The organism is Spirillospora sp. NPDC046719 (assembly GCF_040645715.1).
GTDB lineage: Bacteria > Actinomycetota > Actinomycetes > Streptosporangiales > Streptosporangiaceae > Spirillospora.
In genome coordinates, this window is sequence record NZ_JBEYYT010000158.1 from 1 (window position 1) to 19,806 (window position 19,806).

Annotated in this window: 19 protein-coding genes, 9 tRNA genes and 1 pseudogene; 18 read left to right on the forward strand and 11 right to left on the reverse strand. The window is 73.8% G+C overall.

The window, feature by feature from the left end; genetic code table 11:
* Positions 1-17: 17 nt before the first annotated feature.
* From ABZ914_RS25395 to ABZ914_RS25410, 4 genes are all read right to left on the reverse strand, one after another.
* Positions 18-1,157: a PrsW family intramembrane metalloprotease gene (locus tag ABZ914_RS25395; protein WP_500196210.1), complete on the reverse strand. Its 1,140-nt coding sequence runs from the start codon at positions 1,155-1,157 to the stop codon at positions 18-20.
* On the reverse strand, positions 1,154-1,711 hold the full coding sequence (locus ABZ914_RS25400; protein WP_500196212.1) for a hypothetical protein: 558 nt from the start codon (positions 1,709-1,711) through the stop codon (positions 1,154-1,156). Before ABZ914_RS25400 ends, ABZ914_RS25395 begins: the two co-directional genes overlap by 4 nt.
* Positions 1,712-1,796: 85 nt before the next feature.
* On the reverse strand, positions 1,797-2,615 hold the full coding sequence (locus tag ABZ914_RS25405; protein WP_500196213.1) for a pentapeptide repeat-containing protein: 819 nt from the start codon (positions 2,613-2,615) through the stop codon (positions 1,797-1,799).
* 90 nt (positions 2,616-2,705) lie between these two features.
* Entirely contained in the window at positions 2,706-3,416 is a 711-nt protein-coding gene (locus tag ABZ914_RS25410) for a 2OG-Fe(II) oxygenase (RefSeq protein WP_500196215.1), read from the reverse strand.
* 224 nt (positions 3,417-3,640) lie between these two features.
* On the opposite strand from ABZ914_RS25410, the gene ABZ914_RS25415 reads away from it, so the two are divergent.
* The 11 genes from ABZ914_RS25415 to ABZ914_RS25465 all read left to right on the forward strand — a co-directional run bounded on the left by ABZ914_RS25415 (position 3,641) and on the right by ABZ914_RS25465 (position 5,826).
* Positions 3,641-4,435 carry a putative protein N(5)-glutamine methyltransferase gene (locus ABZ914_RS25415; RefSeq protein WP_500196216.1) on the forward strand — a complete coding sequence of 265 codons (795 nt, stop codon included), beginning with the start codon at positions 3,641-3,643 and terminating at the stop codon, positions 4,433-4,435.
* Positions 4,436-4,488: 53 nt separating this feature from the next.
* Positions 4,489-4,626 (forward strand): LPFR motif small protein, encoded by a 138-nt coding sequence (locus ABZ914_RS25420; protein ID WP_190868011.1) that lies wholly within the window; start codon positions 4,489-4,491, stop codon positions 4,624-4,626.
* Between the two features lie 379 nt (positions 4,627-5,005).
* Positions 5,006-5,078, forward strand: a tRNA-Ala gene (locus tag ABZ914_RS25425).
* Between the two features lie 33 nt (positions 5,079-5,111).
* A tRNA-Pro gene (locus ABZ914_RS25430) sits at positions 5,112-5,184 on the forward strand.
* Between the two features lies 1 nt (position 5,185).
* Positions 5,186-5,257 (forward strand) — tRNA-Phe (locus ABZ914_RS25435).
* A 5-nt stretch (positions 5,258-5,262) separates the two neighbouring features.
* Positions 5,263-5,334: transfer RNA gene (locus tag ABZ914_RS25440), tRNA-Arg, on the forward strand.
* Positions 5,335-5,359: 25 nt separating this feature from the next.
* Positions 5,360-5,432: transfer RNA gene (locus tag ABZ914_RS25445), tRNA-Gly, on the forward strand.
* Between the two features lie 15 nt (positions 5,433-5,447).
* Positions 5,448-5,518: transfer RNA gene (locus ABZ914_RS25450), tRNA-Lys, on the forward strand.
* A 24-nt stretch (positions 5,519-5,542) separates the two neighbouring features.
* A tRNA-Gln gene (locus ABZ914_RS25455) sits at positions 5,543-5,614 on the forward strand.
* A 29-nt stretch (positions 5,615-5,643) separates the two neighbouring features.
* Positions 5,644-5,718: transfer RNA gene (locus ABZ914_RS25460), tRNA-Ile, on the forward strand.
* 35 nt (positions 5,719-5,753) lie between these two features.
* A tRNA-Val gene (locus tag ABZ914_RS25465) sits at positions 5,754-5,826 on the forward strand.
* Positions 5,827-5,838: 12 nt separating this feature from the next.
* Here ABZ914_RS25465 and ABZ914_RS25470 read toward each other — a convergent pair.
* Positions 5,839-6,987, reverse strand: a complete 1,149-nt coding sequence (locus tag ABZ914_RS25470) for an L-talarate/galactarate dehydratase (protein WP_500196218.1) — start codon at positions 6,985-6,987, stop codon at positions 5,839-5,841.
* A gap of 1 nt (position 6,988) precedes the next feature.
* Positions 6,989-7,903 (reverse strand): 5-dehydro-4-deoxyglucarate dehydratase, encoded by a 915-nt coding sequence (gene kdgD, locus ABZ914_RS25475; RefSeq protein WP_500196220.1) that lies wholly within the window; start codon positions 7,901-7,903, stop codon positions 6,989-6,991.
* Positions 7,904-7,978: 75 nt separating this feature from the next.
* On the opposite strand from kdgD, the gene ABZ914_RS25480 reads away from it, so the two are divergent.
* The 3 genes from ABZ914_RS25480 (at position 7,979) to ABZ914_RS25490 (ending at position 11,107) form a co-directional block, all read left to right on the forward strand.
* On the forward strand, positions 7,979-8,854 hold the full coding sequence (locus ABZ914_RS25480; RefSeq protein WP_500196222.1) for a LysR family transcriptional regulator: 876 nt from the start codon (positions 7,979-7,981) through the stop codon (positions 8,852-8,854).
* Between the two features lie 129 nt (positions 8,855-8,983).
* Complete coding sequence (locus ABZ914_RS25485) at positions 8,984-10,150, forward strand: acyl-CoA dehydrogenase (RefSeq protein ID WP_500196223.1); 1,167 nt, start codon at positions 8,984-8,986, stop codon at positions 10,148-10,150.
* Between the two features lie 153 nt (positions 10,151-10,303).
* Positions 10,304-11,107, forward strand: coding sequence for an SAM-dependent methyltransferase (locus ABZ914_RS25490; protein WP_190868001.1), 804 nt, complete (start codon positions 10,304-10,306; stop codon positions 11,105-11,107).
* Here ABZ914_RS25490 and ABZ914_RS25495 read toward each other — a convergent pair.
* Positions 11,104-11,973 carry a hypothetical protein gene (locus ABZ914_RS25495; protein ID WP_500196225.1) on the reverse strand — a complete coding sequence of 290 codons (870 nt, stop codon included), beginning with the start codon at positions 11,971-11,973 and terminating at the stop codon, positions 11,104-11,106. The genes ABZ914_RS25490 and ABZ914_RS25495 overlap by 4 nt on opposite strands.
* Before the next feature lie 83 nt (positions 11,974-12,056).
* Entirely contained in the window at positions 12,057-12,947 is an 891-nt protein-coding gene (locus ABZ914_RS25500; protein WP_500196228.1) for a helix-turn-helix domain-containing protein, read from the reverse strand.
* A 163-nt stretch (positions 12,948-13,110) separates the two neighbouring features.
* Here ABZ914_RS25500 and ABZ914_RS25505 point away from each other — a divergent pair, with 163 nt between their 5' ends.
* Together ABZ914_RS25505 and ABZ914_RS25510 are read left to right on the forward strand one after the other, a co-directional pair.
* The gene (locus ABZ914_RS25505; RefSeq protein ID WP_500196230.1) at positions 13,111-13,512 is read left to right on the forward strand and encodes a nuclear transport factor 2 family protein; all 402 of its coding nucleotides are present in this window, start codon (positions 13,111-13,113) and stop codon (positions 13,510-13,512) included.
* A 98-nt stretch (positions 13,513-13,610) separates the two neighbouring features.
* Positions 13,611-14,561, forward strand: a complete 951-nt coding sequence (locus ABZ914_RS25510; protein ID WP_190867993.1) for a ribose-phosphate diphosphokinase — start codon at positions 13,611-13,613, stop codon at positions 14,559-14,561.
* A 13-nt stretch (positions 14,562-14,574) separates the two neighbouring features.
* Here the strand turns inward: ABZ914_RS25510 and ABZ914_RS25515 are convergent, their stop codons facing one another.
* The 3 genes and pseudogenes from ABZ914_RS25515 to ABZ914_RS25525 all read right to left on the reverse strand — a co-directional run bounded on the left by ABZ914_RS25515 (position 14,575) and on the right by ABZ914_RS25525 (position 16,730).
* The gene (locus tag ABZ914_RS25515) at positions 14,575-14,796 is read right to left on the reverse strand and encodes a GIY-YIG nuclease family protein (protein WP_500196232.1); all 222 of its coding nucleotides are present in this window, start codon (positions 14,794-14,796) and stop codon (positions 14,575-14,577) included.
* Positions 14,797-15,089: 293 nt separating this feature from the next.
* Positions 15,090-15,233 (reverse strand): annotated as a pseudogene (locus ABZ914_RS25520) (SNIPE associated domain-containing protein); the annotation flags it as partial.
* Positions 15,234-16,409: 1,176 nt separating this feature from the next.
* Complete coding sequence (locus tag ABZ914_RS25525; protein WP_500196234.1) at positions 16,410-16,730, reverse strand: hypothetical protein; 321 nt, start codon at positions 16,728-16,730, stop codon at positions 16,410-16,412.
* Between the two features lie 88 nt (positions 16,731-16,818).
* On the opposite strand from ABZ914_RS25525, the gene ABZ914_RS25530 reads away from it, so the two are divergent.
* Together ABZ914_RS25530 and ABZ914_RS25535 are read left to right on the forward strand one after the other, a co-directional pair.
* Entirely contained in the window at positions 16,819-17,511 is a 693-nt protein-coding gene (locus ABZ914_RS25530; RefSeq protein WP_500196235.1) for a YdcF family protein, read from the forward strand.
* Positions 17,512-17,530: 19 nt separating this feature from the next.
* Positions 17,531-19,687 carry a molybdopterin-containing oxidoreductase family protein gene (locus tag ABZ914_RS25535; RefSeq protein WP_500196237.1) on the forward strand — a complete coding sequence of 719 codons (2,157 nt, stop codon included), beginning with the start codon at positions 17,531-17,533 and terminating at the stop codon, positions 19,685-19,687.
* Positions 19,688-19,806 lie beyond the last annotated feature (119 nt).

Here is a 19,806-nt window from a genome sequence, read left to right on the forward strand (position 1 = left end):
GACGTTAGGGCCGCCGGTCAGGCGCTGTCGGGACGGGCTGTGTCCGGATAGGGGCCGGGAGGGACGGCGCCCGGACGGGGCGGCCCCGCGCGGGCCGCCTCCAGCCGGCGCCGCAGGACGGTGATCTCCGCGCGGAGCCGGTCCGCCGCCTGCGGGTCCGGTTCGAGGCCGCCGAACCCGTCCTCCAGCAGGTCGAGCTCGGCGGTCCGCAGCCGGGCGAGCAGCCGCCGTGGCTCCCCGCCCGGCACGTCCCACCGCTCCTTGCGGCGCCATTTGCGGAAGGCCAGCACCCGGTCCTCGCCGGGGAGGAGCACGCCCCGCGCGGTCTCCTCGCGCGCCGCCCGCCGGAACCGGACGAGGTAGTGCCGCCGCGCCAGCCGGTACGCGACCACCGCCGCCAGCAGGATCGGCGCGCCCTTCACCGGCAGCAGCGCCGCGCCCGGCAGCAGCGGGGAGTCCCACCACGCGTGCAGGGCCATCGCGAGCACGACCGAGGCGAACGCGAGCGCGGCGGTGGCCCGGGACGCCCGCCCGAGCAGGCAGCCGAGGCCGGCACCGCCGACCGCGGTCATCGCCCAGTGGCTCCACCAGGCGCCGCCGACCACCCGGCCGCCGAAGGTGAAGAACGCCGCGTTCGCGTCCTGCGTCCCGCCGGTCAGCACGATCGTGTTGAGCACGTACAGGAAGTCCTCGGCGATCTGGAACCCGAGCCCGACGAGCGCGCCGTAGCCCCAGCCGTCCAGCGGCCCCCGCACCGCGCACGGCACGATCAGCGCCAGCACCGCCACCCCGGCGAGCTTCAGCAGCTCCTCGTCGACCGGCGCGGCGATCGACGCGCCCCAGTCGGCGTTGAACTCCGCCCCGGCGGTCTTGGCGATGATCGCCTGGAACGCGGCGTTGGCGGGCAGCGCGGTGCCGAACGCGGCCAGCCCGCCCCACGCCACCGCGATGAGCGCGTACCCGAGCGGGCGCGGCCGGACGGGATGCAGCCGCCGCAGCCCCCACACCCCGGCCGCGAGCACCGGCGCCAGCAGGACGAGCCCGGCCACCGCGCCCGCCGGGAACTCGCCGATCTGCGCGTCCATCGCCCGCACCGCGATCCAGAGCCCGAGCAGGCACATCACGGCCCAGAGCCAGAACGCGGGGCGGCGCGTCATGGCGAGATCTCGACGCTGAGGACGATCGCCCGCACCTCGCCGGCCAGGCGCCCGTAGGCGTCCGGCGGGCCGGACGCGGTGACCGTCGCCCCGAGGTCGTCCCTGGTGAACACGGTCGCCGAGCCGATCTTGCCGTGCCCGACGAGCGCGCCGGTCAGCCCGGGCATCCCGTGCCGGGTGGTCACGGCCGAGGGGCCGCCGCGCAGCTGCGCGCCGCCCATCGCGATGATCCGGCCGAGCCCGTGCCACAGCCGCCGGTCGTCCAGCGACCCCAGCGGGACGACGAGGTTCAGGTCGACCCTGACCTCCCCGCGGGTCACCTCGGCGTTGTTGGTCAGCGAGGAGCGCGCCTCGTCCAGCGCCCATCCGGCGGCGGGGACCGTGAACGTCACCGGGCGGACGCCCGCCCGCTCCGTGCCGACGGCGATGACCGTGCCCGCCGCGAGGGCGGTGCCGCCGCTGCCGAGCGCCTTGTCGACGAGGGGCAGCACGAGGCCGAGGATCAGCAGCACCAGGACCACGACCCCCGTGCCCCACCATCTCACCCGCGCCACGTGGCCCCCTCGATGCCGGTGCGCTGCGGAAATGCCCCCTCGAACGGGGACTAAACAAGATCATGCGGGCATCGGGCCGCGGGGGTCAGGCCGGCGCGGACGTCCAGCGGGCCGGGGCGGTGAGCGCGTCCGGCAGCCGGGTCGCGGCGTCGCCCCGCGCCGCGTCGGCCTGCGCCTGGGTGAGGAACAGCGCGCCGGTCAGGTCCGCGCCGGACAGGTCGGCGTCCCGCAGGTCCGCGCCGATCAGGTCGGCGTCCCGGAGGTCGGCCCCCCGCAGGTCGGCCGCGATCAGGTAGGCGCCGCGCAGGTTCGCGCCGCGCAGATCGGCGCCCTTCAGCCGGGCGCCGATGAGGTCGGCGCCGCGGTGGTTCCGCTTGCGGCCCGGGACCTTCGCCCGTACCTCCTCGCTGGCGCGCAGCAGCAGGACGTTGACCTTCTCCCGCACCGCGGCGACGTCCACGGCGGCGACCTCGGCGGGTCCGCCGCGGGTCAGCGCTTCCGTCTCGTCCAGCGCCGTGCGGATCTCCGGGTGGACGGGCGCGGCGGCGGGCATCTCCAGCGCCTCCGCCAGGTACCAGAGGAGCTCGTGCAACTGCCGCATCACCGGGAACACCCGGAACATCGGCCCGGACACCTCGGGGCCCTGCCGCCAGTCCCGCCCGCCGAACGTCTCCTGCGACACCTTCTGGCCCGCGCCGAAGCAGTCGAAGACCGTGCAGCCCTGGAACCCGCGCTGCCGCAGCTCGGTGTGGATGCCGCAGCGGAAGTCGGCGAGCAGGTTGCGGCACGGCCGCCCCGCCTCCTTGTCGACCGCGAAATCGGCCGACTTGGCGAACGGCAGCGCGACGCAGCACAGCCCGAAACAGGCCCCGCAGTCGGCCTTCAGCGCGCTCTTCTCCACCATGAGCGACCCCCCGTCCTGGTCAGCACTCCATTGTCGCGCCCCCGGGACGGTGCCATGACCGGTCTCAGCGGCCGATCGCGGTGCCCGGTCTCAGGCGGCGTCGTGGAAGACCAGGCCGAGCGTCCGCCGGCGGCCCGACCGGACGACGCTGACCCCGTGCCGGACCGGCGACGCCGACCAGCCGCGCCGCGTCCGCACCGGACGGTCCCGGGTCGTGAAGACCAGGCCGCGGCCGCGGGGGAGGAGCGTCGCGGTGCCCCGCGACTGGGCGCGCGCCCGCTGCTCGACCATCAGGAACTCGCCGCCGGTGTAGTCGGCGCCCGGCTCGTCCAAACCGATCACGACCTGCAGCGGGAACACCAGGTCGCCGTACAGGTCGCGGTGCAGCGCGTTCCAGTCGTCCCGGCCGTAGCGCAGCAGGATCGGCGTGGGCTTGCGCTGGCCCGCGTGGTGGCACATCGCGAGCCATTCGGGCAGCGTCCCGGGCCAGGGCGCGGGACGGGCGAGCCGGGCGGCCCAGTCGCGGGCGATCGGCAGCAGCCGCGGATAGAGCGCCTCCCGCAGCGCGGCGACCGGCTCGGGGAACGGCTCGGCGAAGTACCGGTACTGGCCCGCCCCGAAGCGGTACCGCTCCATGTCGATCGTCGAGCGGAACCGTCTCACGTCGTCGTAGAGATCGGCGATCTCGGCGCACTCCTCCCCGGTCAGCAGCGGCGGGGTGAGCGCGCAGCCGTAGGCGTCCACCTCCGCGCCGATCGCCGCCCAGTCGCCGTCCGCGACCCTGTCCGCGTAGCCGCCCATGATGCGGGGCCTCCCTCGTCCGTTCCGTGCCTTTCCCGGTCAACACCGGGGCGGCCGAGGACGTTGCACCGGCTGCGGTAGCCTTTCCGGAGTCCGTTCCGGACCGACCGAGGAGGTGAGTCCCGTTCCTGCCCGTCCAGTCCGGGTGCTCCCGCCTCGCACGCGCGCGGCCGCCCGCCGTTAGGCGGCCGGGGAGCGCCCACCGGCCTCCCCGAAAGGCGCCCATGTCCGCTCAAGCCGCACCGCTCCTGCCGCCCGACTCCGTCGTCTCCGCCCTCCGCACCGCCGGCTGCGTCTTCGCCGAGGACGAGGCGGAGCTGATCCTCTCCACGGCCCGCACGCCCGAGGAGGCGACCGCGATGGTCCGCCGCCGGGCCGCCGGGCTCCCCCTCGAACACGTCGTCGGCTGGGCCGCCTTCCACGGGCTGCGGATCGCCGTCGAGCCCGGCGTCTTCGTCCCGCGCCGCCGCACCGAGTTCCTCGTCGACCGGGCGGCCCGGCTCCTGCCGCCCCGCCCGGTCGTCGTCGACCTGTGCTGCGGTTCCGGTGCGCTGGGCGTCGCGCTCGTCGCGGGCCTGGACGCGTTCGAACTGCACGCCGCCGACATCGAGCCGGCCGCGGTGCGGTGCGCCCGGCGCAACGTCGTCCCCGCGGGCGGCCGCGTCCACGAGGGCGACCTGTTCGACCCGCTGCCCGCCGGCCTGCGGGGACGCGTCGACGTCCTGCTGGCCAACGTCCCCTACGTCCCGACGGGCGAGGTCGGCCTGCTGCCCGCCGAGGCGCGGGCCCACGAGCCCCTCGTCGCCCTCGACGGCGGCGCCGACGGCCTCGACGTGCTGCGGCGCGTGGCCGCCGAGGCGCCGCGGTGGCTGGCGCCCGGCGGGCACCTGCTGTTCGAGACCACCGAGCGCCAGGTCGTGGACGCCCTGGACGCCGTCGCCGGCGGCGGCCTCACCGCCGCCGTCGCGCGGTCCGACGAGCACTCCGCCACGGTGGTCATCGGCGGGCGTCCCGTGTAAAACGCCATGTGCGGGTATGGGTTCCACCAGGTCGACGTGAAGGAGTGAGTCCCATGCGCCGCATCAGTGCAGCGCTCAGCGCCATCTTCGGAACGATCGTGGACATCGTGACCCTGCCGTTCCGGGTGCTGGCCCGGCTGCTGACCCCCTCGCGCGGGGGCCGTCCGGCCCGTACCCGCCGGCGCGCCTGACGTCCATTCCCCCGGATCGCCCCGGGCCCCTTTCGGGGGTCCGGGGCGATTCGCGGTGAAAAGGTGTTGCGCATTCATTCCGCGTCCCGCACCATATGAGTAACGAACCGCACGGGACGAGCCGGAAGGGAGCCGCGGAGATGATCGGAACGGGCATCGCCAAGCAGGTGCCGCAGCCGCAGGGCGGCGCGTTCGCCGCTCGACCGCAGCGAGGTCTCGTCGTCCCGCAGGGCGCCCCCGGATAGGGCCGCAAGGTTCCGCCGGAGGCCGCCAGGGAGATGACCCGGCGGCCTTTTTCATGCTCATCCGTCCATTCGCCGAGTGTTCTTCCGATGCTGCCCGCATTCGAGGGGCATCGACAACTGAATCGCAGATCCATGGGTCAGTAGCTCAATTGGGAGAGCGCCCGCCCCGCAAGCGGGAGGTTGCCGGTTCGAGTCCGGTCCGATCCACGGCGACGCCGGGCGTCCCGCCCGCGCGGACCACGGGAAGAAGGGGATGCGGTGCCCCGCCCGCCTTGGGAGCGGGAGAGACGCGGTTCGAGTCCGTGCTTCCCGACGGCCTTCAAGCTCATGGGGATGAGCGCCCGGCTGAAAACCGGGAGGACGAGGTTCGACTCCTCGGATGGCCGCGCAGACCTCTGTAGCTCAGTGGACAGAGCACCGCGCTACGAACGCGGGAGCCCAGGTTCGAGTCCTGGCAGGGGTACCGCGGAGCCCGCCGGCTCCGCTCGGCCGCACATGCCGAAATGGTTGAGGTACCTGGCTTCCACCCAGGAGTACCGGGTTCGATTCCCGGGTGCGGCTCGGTGTGAAGAACACGCCGCTCTCGTTCAATGGGAGGATTCCGGGCTCTTACCCCGGATATGGAGGTTCGACTCCTCCGGGCGGCACGGCGCGGGAACCCGTTCCCGCGATGCTGGATGGTCTAACGGAAGGACGCGTGGCTCTGAACCACGAAAGTGCAGGTTCGAATCCTGCTCCAGCAGCCGGCCTTTCGCTCATGGGAAAGGCCTGATCCCCGGTGGCCCAGTCCGGTGAGGGCACCCGTATGATAAGCGGGCGATCGCTGGTTCGAATCCAGCCCGGGGGACGTCCGGAAACGGCGCACCGCCGTTTCCAAGACGGTGACCGGTAGCTCAGTCGGTAGAGCGGCTGTCTTACAAACAGCGGGTCGCAGGTTCGAATCCTGTCCGGTCAACCGAAGGGCGCCTCACGGCCGGGCGCCGACGCGGGTCCGCCGCGTCGTCCAGGCGCGGGCCCGCTCGCTGAGCGTGATGCCGAGCCCGGGACGGGCCGGGACGTGCATCCGGCCGCCGCTGATCTCGAGCCGCTCGTCGAACAGCGGGTCCAGCCAGTCGAAGTGCTCGACCCACGGCTCGGACGGGTACGCGGCGGCGAGATGGAGGTGGATCTCCATCGCGAAGTGCGGCGCGAGCCCGAGCCGGTGGTGGTCGGCGAGCACGGCGAGTCTCAGGAACTCGGTGATGCCGCCGATGCGCGGCGCGTCCGGCTGCAGGACGTCGGCGGCGCGCGCGTCGATCAGCGCGCGGTGCTCGGCGACGCTGGTCAGCATCTCGCCGGTCGCGACCGGGGTGTCGAGCGCGCGGGCGAGGTCCGCGTGGCCCTCGGCGTCGTGGGCGTCCAGCGGCTCCTCGATCCAGGTGAGGCCGAACTCCTCCAGCGCGCGGCCCATCCGCAGCGCCGCCGGCCGGTCCCACTGCTGGTTCGCGTCCACCATGAGCGGGACCGCGTCGCCGAGCCGCTCGCGGACGGCGGTCACGCGGCGCAGGTCCTCCGCGTGGTCGGGATGCCCGACCTTGATCTTGATGCCGCCGATCCCGGACGCCAGCGCCGCCGACGCGTTGTCCAGCACCTCCTCCAGCGGCGCGTGCAGGAACCCGCCGGTGGTGTCGTAGCAGCGGACGGAGTCGCGATGCGCGCCGAGCAGCTTGGCCAGCGGCAGCCCCGCCCGCTTCGCCTTCAGGTCCCACAGCGCGATGTCGAACGCGGCGATCGCCTGGACGGCCAGGCCGCCGCGTCCCGCCGACGCGCCCGCCCACGCCAGCTTCGTCCAGAGCCGCCCGATGTCGCTGGGGTCCTCGCCGATCAGCGCGGGCGCGATCTCGGCGGCGTGCGCGAACTGGCCGGGCCCGCCCGCCCGCTTGGCGTAGCCGAACCCGATGCCCTCGTGCCCGCCCTCGGTGCCGATCTCGGCGAACAGGAACACGACCTCGGTCATCGGGCGCTGCCGCCCGGTCAGCACCTTCGCGTCGCTGACCGGGACGGCGAGCGGCAGCGTGACCGAGGAGAGTTCGACCCAGGCGACCCGGTCCAGCGTCGCCGCCCCGGCGCCGTGCACGTCAGAGCACCTTGTCCACGAGCGCGGCGAGGTCGGCGAACTCGGCGGCGGTCAGGTCGGTCAGCGGCGGGCGGACGGGCCCGGCGGGCCGTCCGGCGGCCCGCATCCCGGCCTTGACGATGCCGACCGCGTACCCCTTGCCGCGGTTGCGGATCTCGCAGTACGGCAGCACGAACCCGTCGAGGCGGCGCCGCACCTCGTCCCGGTCGCGGGCGCGGACGGCCTTGTAGAACCCGAGCGCGAACTCCGGCGCGAAGTTGAAGATCGCCGAGGAGTAGGTCGTCACGCCCATCTCCAGGTACGGCAGCGCGAACGTCTCCGCGGTCGGCAGCCCGCCGATGTAGACGAGGCGGTCGCCGAGCCGCGACCGGATCCGCGTCATCAGCTCCAGGTCGCCGACGCCGTCCTTGAACCCGACGAGGTTGGGGCACTCCTCGGCCAGCCGCGCGACGGTGCCGTCCTGGTAGACGGCGTTGGAGCGGCTGTAGACCGTCACGCCGAGCCCGGTGGCCGCGCACACCGCGCGGACGTGCGCGGCGAGGCCGTCCTGCGGCGCCTCCGTGAGGTACGGCGGGAACAGCAGGATCCCGTCGGCGCCCGCCCGCTCGGCGTCGCGGGCCATCTCGACGGCCGTGGCGGTGCCGTACCCGGCGGGCGCGACGAGCGGCACGCCGTCCGGGGTCTCGGCGGCGGCCGCCCGGACGACCCGTCCCACCTCGGCGGGGGTGAGGGAGAAGAACTCGCCGGTCCCGCCCGCGGCGAACAGGCCCGCGACGCCCTCGTGCCCGAGGCGCGCCACGTGGGCGCGGTAGGCGTCCTCGTCGAAGGACAGGTCGTCGCGGAAGTGGGTGACGGGGAACGACAGGAGCCCGGCGCCGAGCAGCCGGGCGGTCTCGTCGGGCGCGTGCTGGCTCATGGCCCGAGGCTAGGATGGCCGATCGATCCAGGTCCAACACGAAATTCGGATCCACTGATACCCGTAGGGAATCGTTTGTTCACCCTCACCCAGCTCGCGAGCTTCGTCGCCGTCGCCGAGGAGCTGCACTTCGGCCGCGCCGCGGAGCGGCTGCGGATGACGCAGCCGCCCCTGAGCCGGCAGATCCAGCTGCTGGAGGGCGAGCTGCGCGTGCGGCTGTTCGACCGGACGAACCGCTCGGTCCGGCTCACCCCGGCCGGCCGCGCGTTCCTGGACGAGGCGCGCCGCCTGCTGCACCAGGCCGAGCACGCCGCGCTGTCGGCGCGGCGCGTCTCGGCGGGGGAGGCGGGGCGGGTCGCCGTCGGGTTCACGGCCGCGAGCGCCTACGCCGCGCTCGGCCGGCTGCTGGACACCGCGCGGTCGGCGCTGCCGGACGTCGAGATCGTCCTGCGCGAGATGGTGACGCGCGACCAACTGCGGGCGCTCACCGAGGGCGGCCTCGACCTCGGCCTGGTCCGCCCGCCCGTCGCCGCGCCGGAGCTGGCGGAACGGGCCGCCGGCCGCGAGGCGCTGCTGGCCGCCGTGCCCAACGGACACCCGCTCGCCGGCGGCGGCGGACCTCTGCCGCTGGACGCCTTCGACGGGCAGCCGCTGATCATGTACTCGCCGGTCGAGGCGCGGTACTTCCACGAGCTGCTGGTCGGGCTGTTCCGCCGGGCGGGCGTCTCCCCGGTGTACGTCCAGTACCTCAGCCAGGTGCACAGCATCCTCGCGCTGGTGGACGGCGGATGGGGGCTCGCGCTCGTCCCCGAGGCGGCGGCGCGGCTGCGGTACGCGGGCCTGACGTTCCGCCCGCTGGAGCCGTCCGATCCGGCTCCGGTGGAGCTGAGCCTGGCGTGGCGGCGCGGGAACGACAACCCGGCGCTGGCCCGGCTGCTGGAGCACCTCTGAAAGTGTGGCGACGGCCACCGTCCGGTGGCGCGCCGCCGCCTTGACCGGCCGCGCCCGGCTCGCTTATTTTGGCGTCCAAATATTGGTCGTCAAAGTAATGGCCGCGAGCACCGGCCGCCCGGAGGAACGATGAGCGACTTTCCCGCGTACGCGCCGTCGGAGGAGCAGGAGCTGCTGCGGGCGACGGTGCGTGAGTTGGCGGATGCCAAGATCGCGCCGTTCGCGGCGGAGGTGGACGAGGAGTCGCGTTTCCCGCAGGAGGCGTTGGACGCGTTGGTCGCCAATGACCTGCATGCGGTGCATGTGCCCGAGGTGTACGGGGGTGCGGGGGCGGACGCGCTGGCGACGGTGATCGTGATCGAGGAGGTCGCGCGGGCGTGCGCGTCGTCGTCGTTGATCCCGGCGGTGAACAAGCTGGGCACGGTGCCGGTGCTGCTGTCGGGCTCGGAGGAGCTGAAGAAGAAGTATCTGGGGCCGGTGGCGCGGGGGGAGGCGATGTTCTCCTATGCGTTGTCGGAGGCCGATGCGGGGTCGGACGCGGGTGGGATGAAGACCCGCGCGGTCCGCGACGGTGACCACTGGGTGCTCAACGGCGCGAAGATGTGGATCACCAACGCGGGGGTGTCGGAGTACTACACGGTCATGGCGGTGACGGATCCGTCGGCGGGGGCGCGGGGGATCTCGGCGTTCGTGGTGGAGAAGTCCGATCCGGGGGTGTCGTTCGGGCCCAAGGAGCGCAAGCTGGGCATCAAGGGGTCTCCGACCCGGCAGGTGATCCTGGAGGACGTGCGGATCCCCGCGGACCGGATCATCGGTGCCGAGGGCACCGGGTTCAAGACGGCGCTGGCCACTCTGGACCACACCCGCATCACCATCGCCGCGCAGGCGCTGGGGATCGCGCAGGGCGCGCTGGACTTCGCGCTCGGCTACGTCAAGGAGCGCAGGCAGTTCGGCAAGCCGATCTCTGACTTCCAGGGTGTGCAGTTCATGCTGGCCGACATGGCGATGCGGCTGGAAGGCGCGCGGCAGCTGACCTACCACGCGGCGATCAAGTCCGAGCGGGCGATGCACGGCGAGAAGATCGCGGACCTGACGTTGGTGTCCTCGGCGTGCAAGGCGCTGGCCTCGGACGTGGCGATGGACGTCACGACCGACGCGGTGCAGTTGCTGGGCGGGTACGGGTACACGCGGGAGTTCCCGGTGGAGCGGATGATGCGCGACGCCAAGATCACCCAGATCTACGAGGGCACCAACCAGATCCAGCGCATGGTCATCGCCCGCCAGCTCCTCAAGTGACCCGCGACCCCCGTCCGCGACGGGACCGGGACTGACGGGACCTCTCCCGGGGCCACCGCCGGGACGTCGGATGACGGCGAAAGGGCTGTCGCCGCCGGGGGAGTGCCGCCAGGATGGTGGTGCCGGCGGTCCACCCCGGACGAGGGAGCGCGCATGAGCGGAACCGGGCCCGTACCCGAGATCGACACGAGCGTCTCGCACGTGGCGCGCATCTGGAACTACTGGCTGGGCGGCAAGGACAACTACCCCGTCGACCGGGAGGTCGGCGACCGGATCCTCGGGATGCTCCCGGACGTGGCGCGCCTCGCCCGCGCCTCCCGGCTGTTCCTCAACCGGGTGGTCTGGCACCTGGCCGCCGAGGCGGGCGTCCGCCAGTTCGTCGACATCGGCACGGGCCTGCCCACGGTCGACAACACCCACGAGGTCGCGCAGCGCGCCGCGCCCGACGCGAAGATCGTCTACGTGGACAACGACCCGCTGGTCCTCGCGCACGCGCAGGCGCTCCTCACCAGCACCCCCGAGGGCGCGACCGCCTACATCGACGCCGACCTGCGCGACCCGGACCGCATCATCGCGAAGGCCGCCGAGACCGTCGACCTCGACCGTCCGGTCGCGTTCACGCTGATGGGGATCCTGGAGTTCGTCACCGACGACGAGCAGGCGTACGCGGTCGTCCGGCGGCTGCTGGACGCGGTGCCGTCCGGCAGCTACCTCGCCATGTACGACGGGACGAACGTCGTCCACGGCGAGGCGTCCGACCGGATCGTCGACGTGTGGAACGCCTCCGGCAACGCCGGCCTGGTGCTCCGCACGCCCGAGGGCATCCGCCGCTTCTTCGACGGCCTCGAACTGCTGGACCCCGGCGTCGTCCCGGTGAACGAGTGGCGGCCCGAGGTGACCGTCGGGACCGAGCCGGAGCCCGTCGACGCCTACGGCGGCGTCGGCCGCAAGCCCTAGCCCCGGCCGTCGAGTGCCTCGTCCGCGTGCCGCAGGATCTCGGTGATCGCGAACGCCGCGTCGAGCCGCCCGCCCTGCACGGCGGCCTGGTAGTAGACGAGCGCGGCCTCCCCGTCCGCCGCCGGGCCGCTCCGGCCCGCCTGGTCGCCGAGCAGGTGGGCGCGGCGGGCCGCCTCCGCGGCGTCCAGCCCGTCGGGCGAGGCGTCCAGCAGGTCCAGCGCGCCGGGATGGCCGGCCGCCGCGGCCTCGATCAGCAGCGGGACGGTCTCCCCGCCGCGGGCCGGGTCGGTGCCGAGCAGCACCGCGACCCGGTAGAGCGCGTCGGCGTCCCCGGCCGCCGCGCGGGCGAGCAGCGCCCGGCCGCGCGGGCCGTACCCGGCGACGGTCGCGCGCTGCGACTCCGTCAGCCGCACCGGCCGGACCGGCTCGCTCTCCGGCGGCGCGAGCACGCGCTTCTCCGGCGCCGTCCGCTCCGGCGCCGTGCCCTCCTGCTCCGCGGGCGGCCGAGGAGGCGGGACGTCCGGGTCCGGGGACCGGGCGGCGCGCAGCCGGGCCTGCCACGCGGGCAGCGACGCGGTGCCCGGATCGCCGTCGTGCACGCCGGTCTCCCAGGCGCGGCGCTGGCAGCAGAGCACGAAGCTCGCCACCCAGGCGGCGGTGGGGAGCCGCTTGCGCCGCCCGGCGAGCACGTCGAAGATCCCGGTCGTCGACAGCGACGGCAGGTCCCGCCGGCCGTAGAGCTCGCCGAGGTGCTCGGAGACCTCCGCGAGCTTGCGGTAGGGCGGCCGGTTGCAGGAGTCGTAGAGCGCGTTGAGCGCGCGGATGAAGGCGTCCGGCCCGGGGGGCCGGGAAGCGTCGTCGGTCATGTCTGGGCGCCCTTGCCGGCGGGGATCTGACCTGTCCGCCTTCATGCTGCCAGCCGGACGGCCCGGACGCGGCCGGTTCGCCATCACAGTCCGCGCAGGATCCGCCACAGGATCGTCTGCGTCGCGGTGGCGGGCGCGGCGGCCAGCACGAGCCGGTTGATCGTGTGCCAGTAGGGCACCGCGTCGGGCCCGGACGGGTACACCGCCCCGTTCAATCGTTCCACGTACACGACGTCGGGCAGTTCGGGCTGCGGCGGCCGCAGCAGCGCGAACGAGCCGCCGGCCACGGGCGGCGCCGCGGCCGCCGCCAGCGGCAGCACCTGGACGGTGACGTGGGGCAGGTCGCAGACGTCCAGCAGGTGCTCGAACTGCGCGAAGGCGACCGCCCGCCCGCCGGGCCCGCGCCGCAGCGCGGCCTCCTCGATCACCGCCCACAGCCGCACGGGCGCCGGCCTGTGCAGGATGCGGCGCCGGACGGCCCGCAGCTCGGCGAGCCGTTCCGCCTCCTCTGCGGTGCGGTGCCGACCGTACAGCGCGCGCGTGTACGCCTCCGTCTGCAGCAGGTCCGGGACGACCTGCGCCTCGTACGCGCGGATGAGGCGCGCCGACTGCTCCAGCTCCAGGTACGGCTGGTACCAGCGCGGGACCACGTCCCGGAACGCGTCCCACCAGCGGGCCGCGTTCGCCTGCCGCGCCAGGCCGAGCAGCGTGGCGAGCACGGCCCGGTCGGTGGCGCCGTACGCGGCGCACAGGTCGGCGACCTCGCGCAGCCGCAGCTCCGCCCGGCCCAGCTCCAGCCGGCGGATCCAGTCCCGCGACCGGCGGAGCACGGCCTCGGCGTCCTCCAGGCTGTGGCCGCCGGCCTCGCGCAGCCGCCGCAGCTGGGCGCCGAGGACCATCCTCGCCACCGTGGGGCCGGTCTCCCACTCCTCGTGGAAGCCGTCCCCGGCCTGTTCGGCCGCAACTGTGCTCATGCCTGCCTCTGCGCGGACGGCCGCGGGGGCGTTCCCCGCTGCACGCTAACCCAGCGCGGCACGGCGTGTCCCGCGGTTCGGCGGGCGTTGCCGCGCCGGATCCCGCTCGCTACGCTGGCGCATAAACGGGGAGTTCCCCGTTTATGTTCCGAAAGGATGTCCCATGCCCCTCACCATCGAGGACCGGCTGGCGATCACCGACGTGATCTCGCTGCACGGCCACTACGCCGACGCCGGCGAGCTCGACCGCATGACGGAGCTGTTCACCGAGGACGTCGTCTACGACGTGACCGCCGCCGGCGGCGGCCTGATCCAGGGCCGCGCCGCGCTGAAGCAGGCGGGGCTGGACCTCGGCGACCGCAACCCGCTGGCCCACCACGTCACCAACGTCGTCGTGACCGGCGTGGACGGGGACCGCGCGCACGCCGTCTCGAAGGCCATCGCCGTGCTGCCGGAGCGCGGCTGCGTCAGCGCCACCTACGACGACACGCTGGTGCGCGACGGCGACGGGTGGCTGATCTCCCACCGCACGGTCCGCCCGCGCCGCACGCCCCTGACGCCCTGACCGCGCCCGCCGCGGCGGGGGCGGGGCGCCCGTGGCCGGCGGACCGGGCCGAATAGCATGTGCGAGGCCGCTGGAGTCGACCACGTGAGGAGCGGTTCGTGCGAGACATCGCCGTGTTCAGCGGGAGCGCCCACCCCGAGCTCGCCGCCGAGGTCTGCGCCCATCTGGGCGTGCCGCTGAGCCCGGCCCGGGTGTCCCGGTTCGCCAACGACTGCCTCGAGGTCCAGCTCCAGGCCAACTGCCGCGAGCGGGACGTGTTCCTCATCCAGCCGCTCGTCGCTCCCGTCCAGGAGCACCTCGTCGAGCTGCTCCTCATGTGCGACGCGGCGCGCGGCGCGTCCGCGAGCCGCATCACCGTCGTGATGCCCCACTACTCCTACGCCCGGTCCGACAAGAAGGACGCGCCGCGCATCTCGATCGGCGGCCGGCTCGTCGCCGACCTGCTCGTCGCGTCCGGCGCGAGCCGCGTGCTGGCCATGACGCTGCACTCGCCGCAGGTGCACGGCTTCTTCTCCGTCCCGGTGGACCACCTGCACGCGCTCCGCGAGCTCGCCGAGCACTTCCGGCGCTACGACCTGTCGCGCACCACCGTCGTCTCGCCCGACCTCGGCAACGCCAAGGAGGCCGCCGCCTTCGCCCGCCTGCTCGGCGTACAGGTGGCGGCCGGCGCCAAGCAGCGCTTCTCCGACGACCGGGTGCAGATCAGCTCGGTCATCGGCGAGATCGCGGGCCGGGACGTGATCGTGCTGGACGACGAGATCGCCAAGGGCAGCACCGTCCTGGAACTGCTGGACCGGCTCCGCGAGCTCGGCCCCCGCACCATCCGCATCGCCTGCACCCACGGCCTGTTCTCGGCGGGCGCGCTGAAGCGGCTGTCCGCCGAGCCGGACGTGCTGGAGATCGTCTGCACCAACACCGTGCCCGTCCCGGAGGGCGAGCGCGGCGACAAGCTGCGGGTCCTGTCCATCGCCCCGGCCCTGGCCGAGGCGGTCCGCCGCATCCACAACGGCGAGTCGGTCAGCGCCCTCTTCGAGAACCCCCACCCCTGACCGGACCGGCCGCTCACCTCTCCCGCCCGGCGCGGTACTCGAGCGCCTCGGGGACCTCGTTGTACTCGAGCAGGTGGTTGCCCGCGATGCGTTCGAGCACCTCGCGGACCTCGGCGGGCGTCGCGTAGAAGAACTCCCGGCGAAGGTTGACCTGGTTGACGCGGCGCTCGGCGAACTCCTGATGCAGCCTGCCCTCCAGCCCGACGGCATCGGCACTGAAGATGAGCGCGTGCACGTGTTGGCGGCGCGGCCCTCCACGTCCGAGATCGCCGACTCCACGTCGGTGAGCTTGGCCCGCAGCTCGGCGGCGCCGCCGGCGTCGCCGTTCGCCTCCAGGCGGGCGAGCGCCGACTCCACGTGCGAACGCTCCTTGAGCAGCCGCGCCTTCTCCCGTTCGAACTCCTTGCGGGCCTTGTCCTCCTCCCGCTGGCGCTCGCGCTCGGCCCGGACCCGCTCCTTCTCCTCCTCCGCCTTGGCCAGATGGTCCGCGGTCAGCTCCAGCTCCTTGACGCGGATCGCCCGGTACTCCCGGCCGACGCGGATGTCCATGGTCTTGCCGAGCCGCTCGATCGTCTGCGCGCTCTTGTCCAGCCGCTCGATCGCCGACTGCAGCTTGTAGGGGCGCATCGTCCGGACGAGGTTGTCGGCCTCGGCGTTGTAGGCGCGCAGCATGAGCTTGGAGAAGTCGCCTTGGCCAGCTCCGCCTTGTAGGCGACGACGTCGGCGAGCGGATGCTGGTACTCGTAGACGCCCGTCTCCTGGAGCAGCGCCAGGTCCTCGGTCTCCACGATCGTGCCGCGGAGCCGCCGCAGGTCGGCGCGGAGCCCGTCGCGCTTGCGCTTCTCCTCGGCGGCCTCACCGCGCAGCCGCTCGATCTCCGCCGCCACCTGAGGCGCGTCCAGGCCGCCGAGCCGTTCCAGCCATGCGCGAAGGTCGGCGTTCTCGGCTTCCAGTTCCTCGATCCGCTGCTTGCGGGCGCCGAACGCCGGCATGCTCCGTGCTCCGGCGGGCGGCACGCGCGGCGCCGGCGCCGGCGGGATCGGCGCGGGTGCGGGCGGGATCGGCGGAGGCTGGACGGGCGGAGGCGGTGCGGCGGGCGTCCAGAACTGCCAGCCGGGCGGCGCGGGCGGCCAGCTCGCGTCCGGCATCCATCCGGGCGGCGGCGTCCAGCCTGGAGGCGGCGCGGGCCAGGTCGGCGGCGGGTTGTACAGCCACCCTGTCGGCTGCGCGGGCACCACGGGACCGCCGGGCCACTGCGGTCCGGCCGCAGGCGGCGCGGCCGCCGGACGCGGCGGGGCGGGCGGCGGGACGAGGTCCTGGACGATCCGTACGAGCCGTGGCGCGTCCTGAGCGTGCACGTCGCCGAAGTCCGTCTCGGCGCCCTCCTTGTCGGTGACGACGAAGAACCACCGCCGCTGGTAGGACTTCCGCGTCTCGACGGTGCCGACCGTCGCGAGGGAGGTCTCCTGGCGCAGGCCCTCCTTGGCGAGTTCGGCGGCGCGGAACCCGAGGATCCGCCGGTCGGTGACGGCGATGTGCGTCAGCGTCGGGACGGCCTTGACGGTGGTCGCGAGCGCCAGGAGCGTCTCGCCGTCCCGCAGGAAGAGCCGCAGCACGCGGAGGGCGTGCTCGGCCTCGCCGGGGTCCACCTCGATGCCGATGTAGTCCGGGCGCGGCATGTCCTGCACCGTCATCGCTTCCTCGCAGTGTCGCGTCAGGGCGGTGCGAGGAGCCGTTCGCCGCGCCCCGGCCCGCCGTGGTGTGGTCACGTCGAGGAGAGCGCTCGACCTATCTGGGACGGCCCGGACGCGGCCGTGGTTGACAGGGCGAGGAGTCGGGAGCCGGGGGTCAGAGGAGCATGTCGCTGCCGCCGGACTCCTCTTCGCCGTCGGTCGTGTGCTCGGGTTCGAGGTACTCGTCCTCGGGCCAGAGTTCGTTGGCGAGGAAGGCGAGGTACTCCTCGTCGTCCGGGTCGAGCTCGGCGGTCATGGACTCGGGGTGGACGCCGCCGGGGACGGGGGAGGAGGCTGCGGCGGGGTCGGGAGCGGGGTCGGCGGCGGGCGCGGGCTCGACGGCGGGCGGCCCGTCCTGGGCGGGGGGCGCCGCGGGACGGAGCAGGCACAGGCCGAACAGGGCGGCCACTGACACCAGGACCAGGACTGTGATCACGACACCACCCCGTCCTTTCGCGGTCGAGTTCCACATGATTCTTGCGTAAGTAGCAAAACAGTTGAACGCTACCTGGACGACCTATCGGATGGGAGCCGACATGCGGGCCGCCGGAGACAATGGCGCTGTGGAGTCTCATGCGGCGGTCGACGAGCGGGCCCGCGAACTGGCCCGCGTCGTCTGGGATCACCTGGTGCACACCGGCCCCCTCTCCAAGGCTGACGCGATCCTCGCGCTGGGGTGCCACGACACGCGGGTGGCGGCGCACGCGGCGAGGCTTTGGCATGCGGGATGGGCTCCGGTGGTGGTCGTCACCGGCGGCCGGGGCAAGATCACTTCGGCGTGGACAGAGACGGAAGCCCAGGTTTTCGCGCGTGTGGCGCGCGAGCACGGGGTTCCGGACGGCGCTCTGCTGCTGGAGGAGACCGCCACCAACACGGGGGAGAACATCACCGCGACCAGACGGTTGCTTGACGGACGCCTCGATCTGCGGAGCGGGATTTTGGTCGCCAAGCCGTACATGACCCGGCGGGCACTGGCCACGGCGCGCAAACAGTGGCCCGAAGCGGACTGGATCGCGGCCTGCCCGGACCTCGGGTACGACGCGTACGGGACCGGGGACGACGAGCGGCGGTTCATCGAGTTGATGGTCGGAGACCTGCAGCGCATGGAGGTGTACGCCGAGCGGGGGTTCCAGGTGCCGATGCCGGTTCCGGCGGCGGTGTGGGCGGCGTACGAGGAACTCGTCGCGCTCGGGTTCGACCGGCACGTGATCAGGTGACGGTGGCACAATCGGACGCATGGCGTCAGTGACCACTTACTGTCGGATCTGCGAGCCGCTGTGCGGGCTGGAGGCCACCGTCGAGGACGGGAAGGTCGTCCGGATCCGCCCCGACAAGGAGCACCCGCTGTCGAAGGGCTTCGCCTGCCCCAAGGGCATCGCGATGACCGAGGTCCAGAACGACCCGGACCGGGTCGTGCATCCGCTGCGGCGCCGCCCGGACGGCGAGTTCGAGCGGGTGAGCTGGGACGAGGCGCTCGGCGGCATCGCCGAGCGGCTGAACGCCCTGCGCCGCGAGCACGGCGGGTCGTCGATCGGCTGGTACTTCGGCAACCCGGCGACGTTCTCCTACAGCCATCCGCTGTGGCTGAACGGGTTCATGGCGGCGCTGAAGTCGCCGCACCTGTACTCGGCGGGATCGCAGGACGTGAACAACCGGTTCGCGGCGAGCGCGCTGCTGTACGGGGCGCCCGTGCTGGTCCCGATCCCCGACCTCAAGCGCACCGGCCTGCTGTTGATGCTCGGCGCGAACCCGCTGGTGTCGCACGGCAGCCTGATCACCGCGCCGCGCATCCGCGAGGACCTGTCGGCGATCGTGGCGCGCGGCGGGCGGGTCGTGGTCGCCGACCCGCGCCGGACCGAGACGGCCCGCGCGTACGAGCACCTGCCCGTCCGCCCGGACGGGGACGCCTGGCTGCTGCTGTCGATGCTCCACGTGATCTTCGAGGAGGGGCTCCAGGACCGCGCCGCCTGCGCGGGCCAGGCGTCCGGCGCCGAGGAGCTGCGGGCGCTCGCGGACGGCTTCGCGCCCGAGGAGACGGAGGACCGCAGCGGCGTCCCGGCGGCGACCGTCCGGGAGCTGGCGCGCGATCTGGCGCGGGCCGAGCGGGCCGTCGTGTACGGCCGGACGGGCACCTGCCTCGGCCGGCACGGGACGCTGACGGCGTTCCTCATCGACGCCGTGACGCTGGTGACCGGCAACCTGGACCGTCCGGGCGGGGCGGTCTTCGGCGCCGCGCCGCTCTGGCTGGACGAGATCCTGCGGCTGTCCGGCCTCGCGAGCTACGGCCGGACGCGCTCGCGTGTCGGCGGATACCCGGACATCCTCGGCACCTTCCCGGCCGGGGTGATGGCCGAGGAGATCACCACGCCCGGTCCGGGACGGCTCCGCGCGCTGATCGTCTCCGGCGGCAACCCGGCGCTGAGCGTCCCGGGCGGCGAGGCGCTCGGTGCGGCGCTCGACGAGCTCGACCTGCTGGTCACCATCGACCTCTACGTCACCGACACCGGCCGCAAGGCCGACTACGTGCTGCCGGCGACCACGTTCCTGGAGCGCGAGGACCTGCCGCTGCCGTTCCTGCAGAACCACCTCACCCCGTACGTGACGTGGACGGAGCCGGTCGTCGCGCCGCGCGGGCAGGCCCGCCAGGAGTGGGAGATCATCGACGCGCTGGCCCGCCGGATGGGGATCGGCGTCGGCGCCTTCCCGCTGCAGCGGCTCGCGCACCGGCTGGGCGTCCGGCCGTCGCCGCGGTTCCTGGCGGACGCGCTGCTGCGCACGGGCCCGGCCGGGGACTGGTGCGGCCTGCGCCGGGTCCTCGGCAGGCGCGACGGGCTCAGCCTGCGCCGGCTGCGGAGGTCGCCGCACGGCGTCGTGCTCGCCGAGCACCAGCGGACGGGGACGCTGCGCCGCCGCATCCTGCACAAGGACAAGCGGGTGCACCTCGCCCCGCCGGAGATCGCCGCCGAGGTGCGGCGGCTGGCCGGGGCGCCGCAGCCGCCGGAAGGCTTCCCGCTGCGGCTGATCGGCCTGCGCGAGATGCGCTCGCACAACTCCTGGATGCACAACGCGCCCGCGCTGATGCGCGGCGGGCGCGTCCAGGCGGCGCGGATCAACCCGAAGGACGCGGCCGCGCACGGGATCGAGGACGGCGCGCCGTGCCGGATCACGTCACCGCACGGGGCGATCGAGCTGACGGCGATGGTCACCGACGAGATGACCGAGGGCACCGTCGCGGTCCCGCACGGGTGGGGGCACCGGGGCGGATGGCGGACGGCGAACGCGGCGGGCGGCGCGAACGTCAACGCGCTCGCGTCGCCGGATCCGGCGGACCTGGAGCCGCTGGCCGGGATGGCGTGGCTCAACGCCGTCCCGATCACGATCGGGCCGGTCTGACCGGCGCGGCGGCGGGGACGACCGGCCGGGGGGGGGGGGGCCGCCCCCCCGGCCGCCGCCGCGCCGGACGGCGGAGGACCCCGCAGTACAACACGGCCCGCAGCCAGTAAAAGGGATGT

What these genes read in the sequence shown, in the direction of transcription:
- ABZ914_RS25395 (WP_500196210.1), bottom strand. Translation starts at nt 1,157, where the DNA reads ATGACGCGCCGCCCCGCGTTCTGGCTCTGGGCCGTGATGTGCCTGCTC.
- ABZ914_RS25405 (WP_500196213.1), bottom strand. Translation starts at nt 2,615, where the DNA reads ATGGTGGAGAAGAGCGCGCTGAAGGCCGACTGCGGGGCCTGTTTCGGG.
- ABZ914_RS25410 (WP_500196215.1), bottom strand. Translation starts at nt 3,416, where the DNA reads ATGGGCGGCTACGCGGACAGGGTCGCGGACGGCGACTGGGCGGCGATC.
- ABZ914_RS25415 (WP_500196216.1), top strand. Translation starts at nt 3,641, where the DNA reads ATGTCCGCTCAAGCCGCACCGCTCCTGCCGCCCGACTCCGTCGTCTCC.
- ABZ914_RS25420 (WP_190868011.1), top strand. Translation starts at nt 4,489, where the DNA reads ATGCGCCGCATCAGTGCAGCGCTCAGCGCCATCTTCGGAACGATCGTG.
- kdgD (WP_500196220.1), bottom strand. Translation starts at nt 7,903, where the DNA reads ATGAGCCAGCACGCGCCCGACGAGACCGCCCGGCTGCTCGGCGCCGGG.
- ABZ914_RS25485 (WP_500196223.1), top strand. Translation starts at nt 8,984, where the DNA reads ATGAGCGACTTTCCCGCGTACGCGCCGTCGGAGGAGCAGGAGCTGCTG.
- ABZ914_RS25490 (WP_190868001.1), top strand. Translation starts at nt 10,304, where the DNA reads ATGAGCGGAACCGGGCCCGTACCCGAGATCGACACGAGCGTCTCGCAC.
- ABZ914_RS25495 (WP_500196225.1), bottom strand. Translation starts at nt 11,973, where the DNA reads ATGACCGACGACGCTTCCCGGCCCCCCGGGCCGGACGCCTTCATCCGC.
- ABZ914_RS25500 (WP_500196228.1), bottom strand. Translation starts at nt 12,947, where the DNA reads ATGAGCACAGTTGCGGCCGAACAGGCCGGGGACGGCTTCCACGAGGAG.
- ABZ914_RS25505 (WP_500196230.1), top strand. Translation starts at nt 13,111, where the DNA reads ATGCCCCTCACCATCGAGGACCGGCTGGCGATCACCGACGTGATCTCG.
- ABZ914_RS25530 (WP_500196235.1), top strand. Translation starts at nt 16,819, where the DNA reads ATGGGAGCCGACATGCGGGCCGCCGGAGACAATGGCGCTGTGGAGTCT.
- ABZ914_RS25535 (WP_500196237.1), top strand. Translation starts at nt 17,531, where the DNA reads ATGGCGTCAGTGACCACTTACTGTCGGATCTGCGAGCCGCTGTGCGGG.